The following is a 17,305-nucleotide window of genomic DNA, read 5'->3' as shown; positions in this document are numbered from 1 at the left end:
TGGATTCGAAAAACATCGTGATTTAGTCGGTGCTATGAACATTCGATATGCACCTGTGATTGATGGTAACAGTCAATCAGCCTAAGATGCTATATGCACTGTCTTAGGAGGGGCAATGAGATGCCCTTATCTTGAAGGCTGTTCAAAACAGAAATGGACTGCGAACGCTTAGTCATTCAAGAATCCCACCCGTACACCGCAAGGTGGAAGGCTTGCGGCTTTAGCCGTGGGAGTCTCAATCAACCGATCTTTTTCCAAACAAAATTTGATCGAGTCCAAACTTCGAGCTGCCGCTAATGCTGAGCGCGAGCAGGATGGCGAACAGCGCAAGCTCCAGCTCATAGCCAGCGCCGCTTTCTCCACCCATGAAGCCGGCTGCCAGCTTTGCTTTGGCAACGGCACCAATCATGACGACAGCCAGCGCGGCGGAAAAGACGCGAGTGCCAAGTCCGGCGATCAGGGCGATCCCGCCGACAACCTCCAGGAAAGCAACCAGATAGGCGATAAAAGCAGGCAGTCCCAGCGTGCCAAAGAATCCGGCCACGTTTTCGAGTCCCATCTGAAATTTGGCGACGCCGTGGATGGCAAACGTAAGGCCAACGACGATGCGCAAAACAAGAGCGCTCCATTCAAAACGATTTTCCATGTATGATTACCTCCGAATCAGTTTATATCAGTAACATAGTTACTTTTCGTTAGTAAGTATATATTAATTATTGTATATGTCAATACGTTATGGAAAATTTACAAATGCTGGAAAGTGCGAATTATTAGGCACAAAGTAATCATTCATTTTGATGGATTGAAGAAAGAGCGGTATACTGAAAGGAGAATGAGGTGATACGAATGAAACAGTCTTCCCTCTGTCCGAAGTTTGAAAAAGGCATGCAACTGCTGGGAAAACGATGGACAGGGTTAATCTTGTACCAGTTGCTTTCTGGACCACAGCGTTTCTGTGCGTTGGAAGGGGCCCTGCCGGTAAGCGGAAGGCTACTTTCTGAACGGCTGAAAGACCTCGAAAAAGAAGGGCTTGTGCATCGGCAAGTGTTTACAGACTCGGCGCCTGTACGGGTAGAATATTCTTTGACAGAGATGGGGAAGGCTCTGGAGCCAGTAATCAAGGGGATCGAATCATGGGCCCAGAGCTGGATTGAGCTGGACCAGACGACAGCGCAGAGTAAAGCAGAACATACATGAAAAAAAGGCTTCGCCGGGCTGTTGACGGAGCCTGTGTTGTACGTATTTCATTCCACGCAAAAACCCCTGTGGCCCAGGGGTTTTCTAATGCCTATACCATTTGAACGCGATGACGAAGCGCTTCAGCGTCCGTTTGCCCCTCCACGATCAGGTTGGAGAGAGGTTTTCACGGTTCTCTAGTTGTCTTCTTGCGACCCGTTCTGTCTCGATTTCCATTTTACAAATTCGATATGCCGCTTGATTTCGGTAAGTTCCTCTTCCGTTAACCCGTCTATGTCCAAGAAGGGAATAGGTGTTTCCCGCACAGATGCTTGCCGCCAAAATGGCGTGGGGTTATCTGTTCTTCCATGAAGGTAATCGGTCGATACGTCAAACAGGTCGGCGACTTTGGAGATCAACTGGGAATCTACGCCTTTCTTTTCGCCCGATTCAATTCGCGACAAAACTGTGTTGTGAATGCCAAGCTTTTCAGCTAATTGGATTTGTGACCACTGCTTTTGCTCGCGCAGCCATTTTATCCTTTGACCGACTATGGACATCGTGAAACCACCTTTTTCGTTTTGGCAATATCATTCTAACAATTTTCCATAACGGAAAAAACAAGATTGCTAAAACGACAAATAATGTGTTGACTTTGCTGAAATTGAAACGATATCATGTAACTATAAATATTTGCCATTTCTGCAAAGGAAGAGGGAAACTGAATATGGAACGTCTAAACCTCCCATTTATCGCAAAACGTAGGAGTGAGTGCAAGCTCACGCTGCAGGAAATGGCGGAGTCACTCGGTTTTCGCAATGCTTCCACATACTTGAAGTACGAGAAGGGAGAGTACGATTTCAAGGCAAACCATCTGCCGATTTTAGCAAAGAAGCTGAAATGTAGCCTGAATGAACTTTTTATGAGTTTGTTTTTGTTGTTTTAGCAAAGGTATATCAGATAAGGGGTGGGTGGAATTGGAAGCATGGGAGGCGAATAGGAGACAGCTTGAATTATGGAAAAAAACATTATCCTACGAAATCGAGATGATGGCGCCATACAGCGAATCGGCATGCGCAGGATTTTTGGATCGGCTCATGCGGTTTGAAACCGAGTTGGAGCAAAAGGAGCTGTTCCCGTCAGAACGGGCGCTTGTTGGCTCCAATGCCCGGCATTTTTAGAGAAGCTGCGTCATTTTTTCCGGGTTCATGAGGCAGGCAAAACCAAGCATCTCATTCGAACGAGGGGACTCTATGCCAATACGAAAAATCCCGGTACGGCTGCTGCCAATACCGGGCATATTTATTGGGGAAAAGCAAAGCCTACAGCTTTTTGATTTCGTCCTTCAACAGCTCGGACTGCGTCCCGAAGACGACCTGCACGCTGCCCTGGCCGAGCTTCATGACTCCTGCTGCCCCCAGGTCTTTCAACCCTTTTTCATTGACGATCTTGTCGTTTTTCAGCACGAGGCGCAGGCGGGTAATGCACGCGTCGACGCTGACGATGTTTTCTTTTCCGCCGATGAGGGCGAGCACTTTTAGCGCCTTTTCCTGCGTGGAGTTGCTGCCGGAAGCTGCGCTTTCCACTACTTCATCGTCTTCGCGCCCCGGCGTTTTGATGTTGAACTTGACGATCAGGATACGGAACAGGAAGTAGTAAACGACGGCAAACGCCAGACCGATCGGAATGATCCACCATGCGTTTGTGGAGAGCGGGAAGTTCAGTCCGTAGTCAATCAGACCCGCGGAGAAGCCAAATCCGTGCTTGATGCCCATCGCGGTCACGATATACCCGGAAACCCCGGTCAAAATCGCATGCAGCACATACAGCATCGGAGCGGCGAACATGAACGCGAACTCCAACGGCTCGGTAATCCCGGTCAGGAAGGAAGCGAGCGCGGTACCGATGAACACAGAAGCGATTGCTTGGCGCTTTTCCGGCTTGGCTGAGTGAATGATGGCAAAGGCGGCCGCTGGCAACGCGAACATCATGATCGGGAAGAAGCCTGTCATGAACATGCCTGCTGATTTGTCGCCAGCGAAGAAGCGGTGCAGGTCGCCGTGTACGACTTTCCCGGTCGTGTCGGTAAAATCGCCAATCTGGAACCAGGCAATTGCGTTGAGCACGTGGTGCAGGCCGAATGGAATGAGCAAACGGTTAAAGAAGCCGAACAGACCTGCTCCAAGAGCGCCAAGGCTGACAATCCAGTTCCCCATATTGTTGAGCGCGTCCTGGATCGGACCCCAGATGATCCCGAACAACAGACCGATGATAACCATGCTAAGCGAAGTGATGATCGGTACGAATCGTTTGCCGCCGAAAAATCCGAGCCACTCCGGTAGCTTGATGTTATGGTAGCGGTTGTAGCAGTAGGAAGCGACTCCGCCCGCCAAAATACCGCCAAGCACTCCCATGTTCAGCTTGACGTCGTCCGCGATAAACGGCATGGCAGCGGGAACTTTGGAAAGCACCGAGGTTAACACCATGTAGGCGATCACGGCAGCCAGTGCGGCGACGGCATCCCCGGCAAGCCCGATCGCGACACCGACGGCGAAAATCAGCGGCAGGTTGTCAAAGATGGCCGATCCGCCTGCGAACAAAAAGGGCGCGATGTACTGATTCAAAAAACCGCCAACAGATTCGCCGAGACGAAATTCAGTCACGTAGTTGATGGCGCCAAAGCGGAGCAAAAGCGCCGCTGCTGGCAAGGTGGCGACGGGAAGCATGAGTGCTTTCCCAATCCGTTGCAAAAAGGCAAGCATAAGTAAAACCTCCTTGGAATGAGATGTCTATCAAAAAAGCTGCTCTCCGGATGAGTACAAGAGATGAGGACATAACAAACAGGCCGGAGAGAAACTGTTTTGATCGGAAAAAGAACGGTGAAATCGCTTACAAACAATGAGGGACAAAACCATTTATTCGGTTTTGTCTCGCAAAAACTGCACGACCTCTTCCACGGTCGAAAGCGTCAGAGCGTACTCTGCGAGTCGCTTCGCTTTTTCCATGCTTGTGGCACGAATGCGCTCCTTGACCTTTGGCATTACCGAGGCCGCACCGCTGAACTCGTCGAGGCCCAGGCCAAGCAAAAGCTCGGTCGCGAGCGAATCGCCCGCCATCTCTCCGCATAGCCCGGTCCATATTCCCGCGCGGTGAGAGGCTTCGATGACGTGCGAGATGAGGCGCAGCACCGCAGGGTGGTAGTAGCTGTAGAGGCTGGCTACCTTCGCGTTCATTCGGTCTACGGCGAGCGTGTATTGCACGAGATCGTTGGTCCCGATGCTGAAGAAGTCTACCTCTTTGGCAAAGGCGTCCGCTTGCAGGCAAGCGCCCGGAATCTCCATCATCATGCCGACTGCGATCTGTTCGTCAAAAGCGATCCCTTTTTCCCGCAGCTCCGCTTTTGCCTGTTCGAACAATTGCTTGGCTTGCCGCAACTGCTCCAGGTGGGAAATCATCGGGAACATGATGAGCAGGCGTCCAAAGGCACTGGCGCGCAATAGCGCCCGTAACTGAACGAGGAACAGCTCTGGCCGGGCCAGGGAAATGCGCATCGCCCGAAAGCCGAGGAACGGATTATCTTCCTGCGGCAGTTCGAGAGCCGGCAAATGCTTGTCGCCGCCGACGTCGAGCGTGCGAATGATGACAGGTTTTTCGCCAAAGGCTGTAGCGACCTGCTTGTAGGCCGCAAACTGTTCTTCCTCGTCTGGCAGCGTGCTGCGGTCCATGAACAAAAACTCGGAGCGGAACAAACCGATTCCTTCTACGCCGGAAGCGACTAGCGCTGCTGCCTCTTCGGGAACCGCCATGTTGGCCATTAAATGAACGCGATGGCCGTCGATCGTTTCGGCGGGCAATTCCTTCAATACCGCGTAGGCTGCACGCTCAGCGGCTTCCTTGGCGGCTTTTTCCTCGTAGCGTGCCAATGTTTTCGCGTCTGGCGCTGCGATCAGCTCGCCTGTAGCGCCATCGAGAATCAGCAAGCTGCCAGCAGCTACTTTTTCCAGCAGTTGTTCCCCGGCGCCCATGACAGCCGGAATCCCCAGAGAACGGGCCAAAATCGCTGCGTGCGAGGTCGCGCCGCCTTTTGCCGTGACAATGCCCCGCACAAATGCGAGCGGAAGCTGCAGCGTTTCCGAAGGAGTGACATCCCACGCGGCCAAAATAAACGGTTCTTCCGGGAAGACTGCCTCCTGTCCTGTGCCGGAGAGGTTGCGAATCAGGCGGCGGCTCACATCGCGAATATCGTCCGCCCGTTCTTTCATATAGGCGTCGTCCATGCTTTCAAACAGGACGACAAACTGGTCGGACACTTGATGTACGGCAGCAGCAGCGGCCACCTGCCTGTTTTCGATCAGAGAGGTCATTTCCCCGACAAAAGCAGGGTCCTCCAGAAAAGCGATATGCGCGGAGAGAATCGCTGCTTTTTCTGCGCCTAATTGCTCCTCTGTTTGCTCTCTCAACTTTTCCAACTGTTCGCGCGACTGCTCCACGCTTCTGGCGAGCAGCTCCAGCTCTTTGCTTGTGTCTGCCGGCGCGCCTTGCGCGGTCACAGCCGGAGCAGCCGGAGCATCGTGTGCCAAAATGACGACAGGGGCGATCGCGATGCCAGAAGAAACCGGGATTCCTTTCAACATGCCTGTTTCACCTTCTTTCACCGCTCATTCGCTCTCAAAAGACTGTTCAAAAAATTGCTGGAGCGAGGAAGCTACTTTTTCCTCATCTTCTCCCTCCACCGAGACGATCAGCTTGTCGCCTTGGGTCACGCCCAAGGTCATGATCCCCAAAATGCTGCGGCCGTCCGCTTGCTTGTCACCTTTGCTCAAGGTGATTTTCGCTTGGGATTGCGCCGAGCGATTTACCAAAAGAGCGGCCGGGCGAGCGTGCAGCCCGCCTTCAACCGTGACCGTTACTTCGAATTGAATCATGGTGTACCTCCCCCAACAGGTGCTTCTTCTATTTCAGGACGACAGTCATCAGCGGCTCCTGGCCTGCCGCGACATTGCCTTGTGCTACCACGTTTTTTTCCGCGACGACATCGCCGTTGGTAATGACGATCGGGGTGACGATCGGGCATCCTGCCTCCTGCAAGACGGCGATATCGAACTGAATCAGCTTGTCGCCTGCTTTCACCTTGTCACCTACCGAGACGAACGGGGTAAAGCCTTTGCCCTGCAATTTCACGGTATCAATCCCGATATGCATGAGCAGCTCCACGCCGCTGTCTGTCGACAAGCCAATGGCGTGATGGGTAGGGAACAGATGAGTGACCTTTGCGTCGACAGGAGCGTACAGGACGCCCTCCGCAGGCAGGATCGCAGCGCCGTCGCCTACGACCTTCCCGGCAAAGACGGGATCGGGCACTTCCGACAAAGGAACAACGCTCCCGGTCAAAGGAGCGAGGAAAGTGATTTCTTGTTGTTGTTTTTTACGGGAAAACAGACTGCGTAGCATAAGTTCCTCCTTTTGCGTCTGAACGAAAATAGGCATGAGACGGTCTGATCCATACGACGACATACTTACTATGTCCGTATGATCTCACCGCTCATGCCTAGTCGAACTAGTAACACGCAGGATTATCATCAATTTGAATTTGTGGGATTACGGTTGTTGCTGCAACAAGCGATAAACATGCAAGGCCATGTAGCCGACCTCGTCTTCCGGGACAGTGACCTCCAGCCGGTTGGAAATATAGGCAGCCAGCTCGGACGCCAGCTCGTAGGCTTCCGGAATCGTCGTTTTGACCCGGTCGAGAAGCGGGTTGTGAATGGTCTTTTGCTGGCGGATGCGCTCCACAGCAAAACGCAGATGGGTAATGAGCCGGACGTAGTCGACGGTGCTTCGTTCGATGGTTCTGTCTGTCCGCTGCTCGATCATGCTGACCAATTCGCTGATGACGTTCGTAAACTGTACCGCCTTTTTGACAGGCAAGTAACTGATCGCCGAGTGAATGTGCAAGGCGAGAAAACCGATTTCGCTATCTGGAATATCCAGATCGAATGCCTTTTTAATCATGTCCGCTGCCCGTTTTGCCAGCGTGTACTCTTTTGTGTAGAGCGTCTGGATTTCAAACAGGAACGGATTCACGATCTCCATGCCGTTGCGCAAGCGGTAAATCGCGAACTGGATATGGTCGGGCAGAGCGACGTGGACGTGTTCGTTGAGCTGCGGTGTAATTTCACTGGCGATGAGCGCGATAATTTCTTCCGCGATCCCTACCACAGCAGGATCGACCTGACTGAGTATGGTTTGGTACTGTTTTTGGTGGCTTTCATTTTCCAGCCTGAAGCGCTTCTCCACACGAGGGTCATGGGCGGGGATCGTGTTCCCAGGCTTTGCGCCAAAACCGATTCCTTTTCCGAACAGCACAATTTCCAGCTTGGTGCCGGGTTCTTCCACCAGTACGACGTTATGGTTCAACACACGCGTAATCGCATATGTTTTTTCCTGTTCACGGGACACGTAATTCCACCACCTTTAGACAAAAAAGAGCCGAAAAAACCTTTTTCAAGAAAAAGATCTTCTCGGCTCATGCCTGCATTACCAGTAACACGCCTTGTGAAAACGCTTCAATTAATGCTTATAATAGCTTACATGCCCGAGCGTTGTCAATCACCCTGTTTTATACAGGATGTGTACCAAAAAACAGTCTATGTATCCGATTATGGACCTGGCAGAAGGATTTTCGCCTGCTTGTCCAGAAGTACGTGACCCGATGAGCGAAGAATCCAAACAAAGCGGGCGGATGCGTCCAACAGCAATCCGCCTGCACGCTTTGTTCAAGGAAGAATGGATGCTCTTCATTACTTCGTGAACTTGTCAGCAATCGTAGACGCACAGAAGGAGTTTGGTTTGATTTCCGCCCGGAAGTGGTTGGTTTCTGCTAGGCTCAGAAGCGACTGGATAAACTTACGGGTAGGGCCATTCCTGCCGATGTCAAAGTGCAAGCGGATGGGGGCATCGAGCTGATGATCGCGCAAATATTGCCGAACCTCCGTAGCCAGACCTACCGCGTACATGGCCTCTTGAAAAATCCGCTGCTGCAAGGATGAATAGCGCCGTTCCTGAAACTTGTGATAAAAGAAGGTCCCACCATGTCCGGGGCGAATCACCGTAATGACCAAGGCGAAAAACGTTCCGCGACTTTTCAACTGGGAATCGGCTCCCACAATAATCTCAAACGGTCCATTCATTGAAGAGAGAGTTTGTTCAATGTGGGAAAACACGTCTTCTTTGGCCAGTTGCCCTCTCGTCGGACTGTGAAAACGATCAAACAAAGTGCTTGCAGAGGTTAAGCCCACTCGCATCCCTCCAGATAGAGGCTATCTGTGAATTACAAACATCTTCCGTACATCATTAATGTATGTAATCTCGCAGAGAGTATGTGAGCAGGTATGGACAAAAACTTCGCGATGCCACAATTTGCCCGGATTGCTGCTGATTTATGCGGGGATTGGCTGGTCATGTGAAGCGTTCTTAGCGCTTCAAGTGATCGAATGCCATGCTGCCGGCAAGCGCATACAAGCGCACAATCGACCGGGAAAAGGCAGGCTGTTCTCTGACCGTAATTTGAAAATGTCTATAAAGGAGTTTTAACCATCGTGATGGAAGCAAACAAACACGAAGCATACATGCGAGCCGCCATGGAAGAGGCGCAAAAGGCGGCGGCGCTCGGCGAGGTGCCGATTGGCGCTGTCATCGTCCGCGACGGGGTAATTGTCGGGCGCGGCTACAATTTGCGGGAAACGCAAAAAGACCCTACGCTGCACGCGGAAATGATCGCGATCCGCGAGGCCAGCGAACGGCTGGGCGGCTGGCGGCTGATCGGCTGCACGCTGTACGTCACACTAGAGCCTTGTCCGATGTGCGCCGGGGCGATCGTGCAAAGCCGCATCGAGCAGGTAGTGTACGGAGCGGGCGATCCAAAGGCAGGGTGTGCCGGGACATTGATGAATCTGCTGGCCGAGCCGCGCTTCAATCACCAGGTGCCTGTTTTGGCGGGCGTTTTGGCGGAGGAATGTGCCCAGATGCTCAAAGACTTTTTCCGCGGTTTGCGCAAAAAAAGACAGTCGGAAAAGTGCTGATCCGACTGTCGCGGGCGCCGTCCGGCTCGCTTGCAGGCAGCATGCCGGGCATCTGGCGCCTAATTATTTGTTTACGTTTTGCAGCAGGTGCAGCTCTTCCTCGGTCAGCTCGCGGTATTCACCGGGAGCGAGTGCCGGGTCGAGGTGGAGCGGGCCCATGCGGATGCGTTGGAGGTAGGTGACATGCAGACCGAAGGCGGCAAACATCCGTTTTACCTGGTGGAACTTTCCTTCCATAATCGTCACGCGTACCTCGGAAGTTTCTCCCGAAGACAAAATCTCCAGCTTTGCAGGCAGCGTGGTGAAATCCTCCAGTTCCACCCCTTTGGCGAACTCTTGTACATGCCGCTCTGTGACCGGGCCGTCGATGCGGGCAAAATACTCCTTGTCCACTTTCTTTTTCGGGGACAGCAGGCTGTGTGAAAGCTGGCCGTCGTTGGTCAAAAGCAGCAGCCCTTCTGTGTCGATGTCCAGCCTGCCTACCGGGTGCACCTTGACCGCCCATTCATAAGGAAGCAGGTCGACTACGGTTTGATGCACATTGTCTTCGGTCGCGGAAACTACCCCAGGGGGTTTGTTTAACAGGACGTAAACCCAGCGCTTGAAGTTGAGCGGCTCCCCGTCTACGGTGATATCCTGCTCTTCGGCAATGACGTGCATGCCCGGATCGGTCGCGACCACGCCGTCCACGACGACCAGTCCTTGCTTCACCAGCGCCTTCACTTCCTTGCGTGTGCCGAACGCCATATTTGCCAGCACCTTGTCCAAACGTTCTCGTTTCATGTATGTTCCTCGCTTTTCTTCTGGTCAAAAATCCCCATACTAGGTGTTGTTATTAGTTTGGCCTAATGCGGCGAGCAAATCAAGGGGAAGCACAGAAGTTAGCTCTTGCACTTTTTTCTCGGATTTGCTATAGTTAGTGATGTTTCTGACAAACAAATATGGAGAGATACCCAAGTGGTCATAAGGGGACGCACTCGAAATGCGTTAGGCGTCGTGAGGCGTGCGTGGGTTCGAATCCCACTCTCTCCGCTTACAAAGTGGCTCAACGGATAAATCCGTTGGGTCATTTTTTGTTGCAAAAAAGCCGAAGGAAATGCTGGGATATTTGCGTGAACACCTGACTATATTGAAAATAGAAGGTTGCAGTTATGTTGCAGTTTATCTTGTAGTTGACTTGCAGTTTGGATAGAATAGGAGGTGAGTGAGGTGAGGTATATGGCCATAAGTGAGGCCGAGCGTAAAACATTTGAGCGGGTCATTGCTGAGGTAGGGAGTGATCCGGAAAAGGCCGAAGCGACTTTTAAGGTGTTATTCAATGTCATTAGAAAAACAACTTCCCTGTCAAGCGAGCTTCAGAGTGAAGTGAAGAAAATTCTCGAGCAATATCCTAATCAAGAAATGCATGCCGAATTACAGAAAGAACTGCAAAAGCTTGGTTCGATTTTGATGCATGTTGCACAAGAAGAAGAGTTTGGAAGAACATATTCAACAGGGCAGCTAGCGAAATTTTTCGGAGTGAGCATTACGACGATTAATAACTGGATTTACGCTGGCCGCTTTATTGGAGTAGAGCGCTCCCGGAGAAACAAGCAAGCGCGAATATGTGAAAATACGTTGTGGATCTCACCGACAGAAGAAAGAATCCCGGTTCGTGAAATAGTTGAAATCTATGAACAAAAAGAGAAAATGGGGGAATTGTCTTCTCCTTCTCATGGCGGGAATTTAAGTCGTATCCGCTTCATAGTAGAGACGATAAATTACTTTGAAAAACGCTATGCGAAGCCATATCAAGAGGTCGTAAGCGAAAAAGGAAATCCGGATGACTCCGAGGATTGGATTTGGGCGAGGGAAGGAAAGGAATGGAAATCCCTTCTTAAAGAGATTGGTGATTTATGATCGGCAACCCTGCCACAAATTTGGAGGTTTTGAAAAAGACTTTTGGACATGCGATACAATTTATACATGACACGGACGGCACAGGCATGCGAAGCTCGATATTCGCCCAACGAGCAACCATTGTCTTTTCCGACAACTCCAGATTATATGTAACGGAAAAGCTTAATAAACAGCATCAAACCCGATTCCCTAATTATTATTACAATGACTTGTTCTCCATTGTCGAGGGCATATTTTTGTTTTACTTATTGCCGAACAAATCCAGCATCAAATGAATGTCAAAAGGACAGTGAACGAAAGCTGTCTTTTTTGTTTCCTCACCTCCTGCAAAAATAAGGCCCACACCATCCCGCCTCATGCGTCCGCACATACGTTCACGCAAACTGTTTGTCTACCACGTACACATCCGTTTCCTCCGCAGACAAATCAACAAAATGCCGGAATGGACGGATTCGTGACAGCCGCCAGCAACAGCCCGCCAGCCGTCACCTGTCACCCTTGCACCGGACAACACCCCCTTGCCAAAAACAAAGCGAATCCCTGTTGACAAAGAAAACCTCTGCACATATTATAATACCCATAGGGGTATATGTATAAAACAGACGCTGTAAACCGAAACCTGTCTTTCAACCAAAAACCCCATTCAAAACGCAAGGAGGAAACACAGCATGTCTGCACAAGCACGACCGAATTTTTCTGTCGATAAGGTTTTGGACTGCAAAGGGCTGGCTTGCCCGATGCCTGTCGTCCGCACCAAAAAAGCGATGGAACAAATCGCTCCAGGCCAGGTCATTGAGGTGCAAGCTACTGACAAAGGTTCGCTCGCTGACATGAAGGGCTGGGCAAACAATACCGGGCACCACTATTTAGGCTCGATCCAGGAGGGTGATGTTATGAGGCATTTTCTCAGAAAAGCCAGTCCCCAGGAGACGAAGGCAGAGACGAAATACCCGCACACGATCACGAACGAAGAGCTGCAAGCCAGGCTGCAATCCCCGGAACCGTTTCTGCTGATAGACGTGCGTGAACCTGCCGAATACGCGTTCCAACGGATTCCTGCGGCCAAATCAATACCCCTAGGGGTATTGGAGCAGCATCTCGATGAGCTGCCGACGGACCGCGACATGTTTGTCATCTGCCGTTCTGGCAACCGCAGCGATCTGGCGTGCCAGTTGCTTGCGGGCAAAGGCTTTTCCCGTGTCAAAAACGTCGTTCCGGGCATGGACGGTTGGGGTGGCCCGGTAGAAAACCAGTGAGGGGAAGATTGGCATGAGCAACCTGCAACACCAACAAACCAAAGGGAAAAAAATGACCGCGCACGAATTGACCCGGCTGCTTTTTGCGCAGGAGGAGCTATTCATTCTCGACGTGCGCAACAGAGAGGATTATGAAAACTGGCGCATCGAAGGCCACCGGGTCGAGAGCATCAATGCCCCGTATTTCGAGCTGATGGACGGAGTGGAAGAGATCGTCGGCAAGCTCCCGGTGAATCAAAAAATACTCGTGGTCTGCGCCAAGGAAGGCTCGTCCGTTTTCGTGGCGGAGCAACTGGCGGAAGCGGGACTGGACGACGTGTACTACCTGCAAGGCGGGATGAAGGAGTGGAGCGAGCATCTGGAGCCTGTCAAAGTGGGCGACTTGCGCGATGGCGGGGAGATTTATCAATTTGTCCGCATCGGAAAAGGGTGCCTGTCCTATATGATCGTCTCCGGCCAGGAAGCAGCCATTGTCGATTCGGTGCGCATGACAGACGTCTATAAAGCGTTTGCCAAAGAGCGCAACCTGACCATCACCCATACGATTGACACGCATTTGCACGCCGACCATATATCAGGCGGCAGGAAGCTCGCTACAAGCACAGGCGCAACCTACTGGCTCCCGGAAAAAGACGCGGAAGAAGTCACCTTTTCCTATGAAAAGCTGGAGGAAGGAAAAATCATTCAGGTCGGCACGACCAGCATTTCGATTTTGCCGATCTATTCCCCGGGACATACAATCGGCAGCACGTCCTTGCTTGTAGACGACACGTACTTTCTCACAGGCGACATTTTGTTCGTGGCATCCATCGGGCGGCCCGATTTGGCTGGCAAAGCGCAAGATTGGGTAGGAGACCTGCGCGACACCTTGTATAATCGTTATCAAGAGCTGTCCAAAGAGCTGCTGGTTTTGCCCGCTCATTTTGGCAGCTATGTCGAGCTGGGGCCGGATGGAGTCGTATCAGCGCGCTTGGGCGATTTGTACCGAGACAATCCAGGCTTGAACATTGCGAATGAAGCCGAGTTCCGGCGCGTCGTTACCGAGCAGTTGCCGCCGCAGCCTAACGCCTATCAGGAAATCCGTCAAGTCAACATGGGCAGATTGCAGCCGGACGAAGAAGAGCAGCGCGAGATGGAAACGGGGCCGAATCGTTGCGCCGTTCACGATAAATAAGGGGGAAAACAGACATGGCAGATATCGTTGTAGATACAAAAGGTCTCGCTTGCCCAATGCCGATTGTGAGAGCGAAAAAGGCGCTCGATACGCTGAAGCCGGGGCAAACCATGGAAGTGCTTTCGACGGACAAAGGATCTCTCCAGGACTTTACCGCATGGGTGAAGCAGACCAATAACGAGCTGGTGGCTCATGAAGTAGAGAACGGGGTGTACAAGTTTTTGGTGAAAAAGCTGTAAGCGAAAAGACTAAGCGGGCACGCGCAAGAAGTGTTCGCTTAGTCCTTATTTTCATAGACAATGCGAACGCCGAGGTGAGGGTAGACTTCCTCGCGAAAATGGCCGTTGGGGCAAATTTTTTCGCAAAGCAGGTTGTTGCGCTGGGAGCGCAGCGGTTCTTTGCAAGTGGGGCAGCGATGCTGAAAAATGGTTTTTAAATAACGGACCATTTATATCACCTTAATCACAGTTATTTACTTGGTTTTATTTTACCTGACGAGTGAGCATTTGAAAAGTGGCTAGGGCATTCCCGTGTCATTTTTGCGTGGAATGCGGGGAGGACTTATGGACATCTTGCTGTTTTTACTCATGATTACTCTTGGCTTTGTCGGTTCCTTTTTCTCCGGGATGCTGGGGATTGGCGGAGCGATCATCAACTATCCATTGCTTCTGTTCGTTCCGGCAGGGCTTGGACTCGCTCATTTCTCCGCGCAGGAGGTATCGTCCATCTCGATGTTCCAGGTGTTTTTCGCGTCCCTGTCCGGGGTTATTGCTTTTCGCAAGCGCAACGGCAAAGGCTCGCCTCTGGTGCACAAAGGACTTGTCAGAGACATGGGAATCAGCATTTTGGTCGGAAGCCTCCTGGGCGGCCTGACTTCCAAGTACATGTCAGGCGACAGTATCAACCTGGTGTACGGGATTTTGGCTGTCGTCGCCGTCATTTTGATGCTGAAAAAGAACAAGGGGACGCAGGAACAAGCGGATGAGATCGAATACAATCGCGCCGTAGCGATTCCGGCAGCCTTCGTCGTGGGAATTGTCTCCGGAATTGTGGGAGCGGGCGGCGCCTTCATCCTCATTCCGATCATGCTGACGGTTCTCAAGATTCCTACACGCGTCACCATCGCTTCGTCACTGGCTATCGTATTCATTTCTGCCATCGGTGGTGTCGCAGGCAAGCTGTACGCGGGGCACATCCCGTTGCTTCCGGTGTTGTTCACGGTCATTGGCAGCATCCTCGGAGCGCCGCTTGGCAGTATGGTCAGCGCCAATATGGACGTCAAATATTTGCGCTATGGCTTGATCGTGCTGATTGCTGCGACGGCCATCAAGGTTTGGAGCGATATTTTGTAACGCGAAGAAGAGGTCTTTCTTTTTAAGGAAGCTTCTTTTTGTCCGCTTGAATACCTATAGGAGTAATAGTATAAGGGAGGGTTCTGCAATGATGGAAAACCAAAACCAGAAAGAAAAAACGACGATTGTTCTGTTCAGCGGCGATTTGGACAAAGCGATCGCAGCGTTTATCATCGCAAACGGGGCAGCCGCCTACGACCACGACGTGACGATTTTCTTTACCTTCTGGGGCTTGAACACGATGCGCAAGAACGAGATCGTCAAGGTCAAAAAGGGCTTTTTGGAGAAAATGTTTGGCTGGATGATGCCGAGAGGGGCGAAGAAGCTGGGGCTGTCCAAAATGAATATGCTCGGGATGGGCCCGGAAATGATTAAGCATGTCATGAAAAAGCACAACGCCCTGACGCTGCCCCAGCTCATTGAGCTTGCACAGGAGCAAGGAGTCAAGCTGGTCGCCTGCACGATGACGATGGACCTGTTGGGGTTGAAGCAGGAGGAGCTGATCGACGGGATGGAGTACGCGGGCGTGGCAGCCTACCTGGGCGATGCGACACAGGCAAAAGTCAATCTGTTTATTTGAACGGACAATTCGAAGGGACAAAGCATGCGCGCTCGCTTGACAAAGCCTGCTTTTCGCATAAGATACCTGTATATGTATCCGCGATCCTAAAAACAGGAGGAGGACTTCACATGGATTACAACTACGGTGACGATATCAAAAGACGTTTGCGCAAAATTGAAGGACAAATCCGCGGCGTGTTGAAAATGATGGACGAGCAGAAAAGCTGCAAGGAAGTAGTCGCTCAGTTGTCTGCAGTCCGCAACGCGTCTGACAAGGCCATCGCGCAGATCGTAGCAGAGAATTTGCAGCGCTGTCTGCTGGAGGAGCAGGCGAACGGCGGCGACACGAGCAAGATGGTAAAAGAAGCGGTTGAGCTTTTGGTGAAAAGTCGCTAATTCATTAGGAAGGATGTTCACATGGACTTCACGACGATTTTGCTTATTATCGCGTATGCTTTGACAACCTGGTATTTGATCTCCCGCTTCATGCCCGTCAAGGGGCTGGAAAATTTGCGGGCAGAGCAATTCAAGGAACGGGTAAACCAAAAAAGCAGAGTAATGCTGATTGATGTGCGCGAGCCGCATGAATTTAAAAACGGGCACATCCCTACGGCTGTTAATATTCCCCTCTCCCAGTTGAACAACAGAGTGAAGGAGATTTCTCCGAAAAACGACATTCTCCTCTACTGCCGCAGCGGGCTGCGCAGCAAGCAGGCGGCAAAAATTTTGAAGAAACACGGCTTTACGCAAATGGCGCACCTCCAGGGCGGGCTGATTACCTGGCAGGGGCCGACAAAACAAAAGTGACGCTACGAATCAGGGCATCTGCCGCATCCGGGCAAAAAGTGAGGCTGTAAGCAACATTCAGCAGCCGCATTTCCGGGTAAAGCAGATGCTTTTGCATACAGGCGGGAAAAAACAGTATTGACAGATGATTTTGTTGTAACTAAAATGATTACAACAAGACGAGCAAGTCCAGGCCGCAAATTTTTTTGTGCATGCTGTAACTGTTTTAGTTACAACAAAAAGCGGCCAATCGCTTATATTCGCACGCATGACCACTCATTCTATTTCGATGGAGGGAACAACACGATGAAAATTGCAATTGTAGGCGCAAGCGGTAAAGCTGGTAAGCTGATTATGAAGGAAGCATTGGATCGCGGGCATGAAGTAACGGCGATCGTCCGTGACGCGTCCAAAATCGACGAGCCAAAAGCAGCCGTTGTGGAAAAAGATATTTTCGCGCTGACAGCAGCAGACTTGAAGGACTTTGACGCAGTGGTGAACGCGTTCGGCGCTCCTGCTGGCAAAGAACATCTGCATGTCGAGGCTGGCAACGTTTTGATCGAAGCGATGAAGGGCGCTCCGGCGACTCGCTTGCTCGTAGTTGGCGGCGCAGGCAGCTTGTTCGTCGACGAAGCGAAAACGACGCGCGTGATGGAAGCGCCTGATTTTCCAGAGGCGTACCTGGCGACTGCGCAAAATCAGGGAGAGAACCTTCGCATCCTGCAAGCAACGGAAGGGATTCAATGGACCTTCATCAGTCCTTCCGCCTTCTTCGATCCTGAGGGCGAGCGAACAGGCACGTACCAGCTCGGAAAAGACCACCTGCTGGTCAACAGCAGCGGACAAAGCTATGTGAGCTACGCGGACTACGCGATTGCGGTACTCGATGAAATCGAAAATCCGCAGCATCTGAACCAACGTTTCACAGTCGGTTCCAAATAATAAAAGACAAGCAGGCAGCACAGCAAAAAGACCAGCGACCCTAAAACGGGCGCTGGCATTTTTGCGTTTGACACGGAC

General features: G+C 51.5%; 22 protein-coding genes, 1 tRNA gene and 1 pseudogene. 15 read left to right on the top strand and 9 right to left on the bottom strand.

What is annotated here, in order from left to right:
- Positions 1-85 (top strand): annotated as a pseudogene (locus AC27IT_RS18655) (RNA-guided endonuclease TnpB family protein); the annotation flags it as partial.
- Between the two features lie 150 nt (positions 86-235).
- Here the strand turns inward: AC27IT_RS18655 and AC27IT_RS18650 are convergent.
- On the bottom strand, positions 236-646 hold the full coding sequence (locus AC27IT_RS18650) for a DoxX family protein (protein ID WP_487092028.1): 411 nt from the start codon (positions 644-646) through the stop codon (positions 236-238).
- A gap of 200 nt (positions 647-846) precedes the next feature.
- Between AC27IT_RS18650 and AC27IT_RS18645 the strand changes: the two genes are divergently transcribed.
- The gene (locus AC27IT_RS18645) at positions 847-1,197 is read left to right on the top strand and encodes a winged helix-turn-helix transcriptional regulator (RefSeq protein ID WP_005830589.1); all 351 of its coding nucleotides are present in this window, start codon (positions 847-849) and stop codon (positions 1,195-1,197) included.
- A 176-nt stretch (positions 1,198-1,373) separates the two neighbouring features.
- Here AC27IT_RS18645 and AC27IT_RS18640 read toward each other — a convergent pair whose 3' ends face one another.
- Positions 1,374-1,736 (bottom strand): helix-turn-helix domain-containing protein, encoded by a 363-nt coding sequence (locus AC27IT_RS18640; RefSeq protein WP_005830587.1) that lies wholly within the window; start codon positions 1,734-1,736, stop codon positions 1,374-1,376.
- A gap of 167 nt (positions 1,737-1,903) precedes the next feature.
- Here AC27IT_RS18640 and AC27IT_RS18635 point away from each other — a divergent pair, with 167 nt between their 5' ends.
- Entirely contained in the window at positions 1,904-2,122 is a 219-nt protein-coding gene (locus AC27IT_RS18635) for a helix-turn-helix domain-containing protein (protein ID WP_005830585.1), read from the top strand.
- A gap of 31 nt (positions 2,123-2,153) precedes the next feature.
- Entirely contained in the window at positions 2,154-2,357 is a 204-nt protein-coding gene (locus AC27IT_RS18630) for a hypothetical protein (RefSeq protein ID WP_005830582.1), read from the top strand.
- A 141-nt stretch (positions 2,358-2,498) separates the two neighbouring features.
- On the opposite strand, the gene nagE is transcribed toward AC27IT_RS18630, so the two are convergent.
- The 6 genes from nagE to AC27IT_RS18600 all read right to left on the bottom strand — a co-directional run bounded on the left by nagE (position 2,499) and on the right by AC27IT_RS18600 (position 8,480).
- Positions 2,499-3,938, bottom strand: coding sequence for an N-acetylglucosamine-specific PTS transporter subunit IIBC (gene nagE, locus AC27IT_RS18625; RefSeq protein ID WP_007776259.1), 1,440 nt, complete (start codon positions 3,936-3,938; stop codon positions 2,499-2,501).
- A gap of 153 nt (positions 3,939-4,091) precedes the next feature.
- A complete protein-coding gene (ptsP, locus tag AC27IT_RS18620; RefSeq protein WP_487092027.1) occupies positions 4,092-5,810 on the bottom strand; it encodes a phosphoenolpyruvate--protein phosphotransferase in 1,719 nt (572 codons plus the stop codon).
- A gap of 24 nt (positions 5,811-5,834) precedes the next feature.
- Positions 5,835-6,101: an HPr family phosphocarrier protein gene (locus tag AC27IT_RS18615; protein WP_005830576.1), complete on the bottom strand. Its 267-nt coding sequence runs from the start codon at positions 6,099-6,101 to the stop codon at positions 5,835-5,837.
- Between the two features lie 28 nt (positions 6,102-6,129).
- A complete protein-coding gene (locus AC27IT_RS18610; protein ID WP_122952831.1) occupies positions 6,130-6,627 on the bottom strand; it encodes a PTS sugar transporter subunit IIA in 498 nt (165 codons plus the stop codon).
- A 147-nt stretch (positions 6,628-6,774) separates the two neighbouring features.
- Positions 6,775-7,635, bottom strand: a complete 861-nt coding sequence (glcT, locus tag AC27IT_RS18605; RefSeq protein WP_005830572.1) for a glucose PTS transporter transcription antiterminator GlcT — start codon at positions 7,633-7,635, stop codon at positions 6,775-6,777.
- Between the two features lie 341 nt (positions 7,636-7,976).
- Complete coding sequence (locus AC27IT_RS18600) at positions 7,977-8,480, bottom strand: ribonuclease H-like YkuK family protein (protein WP_206699257.1); 504 nt, start codon at positions 8,478-8,480, stop codon at positions 7,977-7,979.
- A 297-nt stretch (positions 8,481-8,777) separates the two neighbouring features.
- Between AC27IT_RS18600 and tadA the strand changes: the two genes are divergently transcribed.
- Positions 8,778-9,257 (top strand): tRNA adenosine(34) deaminase TadA, encoded by a 480-nt coding sequence (tadA, locus tag AC27IT_RS18595; RefSeq protein WP_005830567.1) that lies wholly within the window; start codon positions 8,778-8,780, stop codon positions 9,255-9,257.
- A 63-nt stretch (positions 9,258-9,320) separates the two neighbouring features.
- Here the strand turns inward: tadA and AC27IT_RS18590 are convergent, their stop codons facing one another.
- Positions 9,321-10,040, bottom strand: coding sequence for a pseudouridine synthase (locus AC27IT_RS18590; RefSeq protein ID WP_005830564.1), 720 nt, complete (start codon positions 10,038-10,040; stop codon positions 9,321-9,323).
- 160 nt (positions 10,041-10,200) lie between these two features.
- Here AC27IT_RS18590 and AC27IT_RS18585 point away from each other — a divergent pair.
- The 10 genes from AC27IT_RS18585 (at position 10,201) to AC27IT_RS18540 (ending at position 17,227) form a co-directional block, all read left to right on the top strand.
- Positions 10,201-10,289, top strand: a tRNA-Ser gene (locus AC27IT_RS18585).
- Positions 10,290-10,466: 177 nt separating this feature from the next.
- Complete coding sequence (locus AC27IT_RS18580) at positions 10,467-11,156, top strand: hypothetical protein (protein WP_197187094.1); 690 nt, start codon at positions 10,467-10,469, stop codon at positions 11,154-11,156.
- A 668-nt stretch (positions 11,157-11,824) separates the two neighbouring features.
- The gene (locus AC27IT_RS18575; RefSeq protein WP_221843005.1) at positions 11,825-12,412 is read left to right on the top strand and encodes a sulfurtransferase TusA family protein; all 588 of its coding nucleotides are present in this window, start codon (positions 11,825-11,827) and stop codon (positions 12,410-12,412) included.
- Positions 12,413-12,425: 13 nt separating this feature from the next.
- Entirely contained in the window at positions 12,426-13,586 is a 1,161-nt protein-coding gene (locus AC27IT_RS18570) for an MBL fold metallo-hydrolase (RefSeq protein WP_487092026.1), read from the top strand.
- A 14-nt stretch (positions 13,587-13,600) separates the two neighbouring features.
- Entirely contained in the window at positions 13,601-13,825 is a 225-nt protein-coding gene (locus AC27IT_RS18565; protein ID WP_005830554.1) for a sulfurtransferase TusA family protein, read from the top strand.
- A 324-nt stretch (positions 13,826-14,149) separates the two neighbouring features.
- Positions 14,150-14,938 carry a sulfite exporter TauE/SafE family protein gene (locus tag AC27IT_RS18560; RefSeq protein ID WP_005830550.1) on the top strand — a complete coding sequence of 263 codons (789 nt, stop codon included), beginning with the start codon at positions 14,150-14,152 and terminating at the stop codon, positions 14,936-14,938.
- A gap of 88 nt (positions 14,939-15,026) precedes the next feature.
- On the top strand, positions 15,027-15,518 hold the full coding sequence (locus AC27IT_RS18555; protein WP_005830548.1) for a DsrE/DsrF/DrsH-like family protein: 492 nt from the start codon (positions 15,027-15,029) through the stop codon (positions 15,516-15,518).
- A 110-nt stretch (positions 15,519-15,628) separates the two neighbouring features.
- Positions 15,629-15,895: a metal-sensitive transcriptional regulator gene (locus tag AC27IT_RS18550; protein WP_005830547.1), complete on the top strand. Its 267-nt coding sequence runs from the start codon at positions 15,629-15,631 to the stop codon at positions 15,893-15,895.
- A 21-nt stretch (positions 15,896-15,916) separates the two neighbouring features.
- The gene (locus AC27IT_RS18545) at positions 15,917-16,306 is read left to right on the top strand and encodes a rhodanese-like domain-containing protein (protein ID WP_005830545.1); all 390 of its coding nucleotides are present in this window, start codon (positions 15,917-15,919) and stop codon (positions 16,304-16,306) included.
- 285 nt (positions 16,307-16,591) lie between these two features.
- Entirely contained in the window at positions 16,592-17,227 is a 636-nt protein-coding gene (locus AC27IT_RS18540; protein ID WP_005830543.1) for an NAD(P)-dependent oxidoreductase, read from the top strand.
- Positions 17,228-17,305 lie beyond the last annotated feature (78 nt).

This window comes from Brevibacillus sp. YAE8 (genome assembly GCF_057543335.1).
Note: the sequence above shows the minus strand (reverse complement) of the source record. Positions and strands in the feature narration are given on the sequence as shown.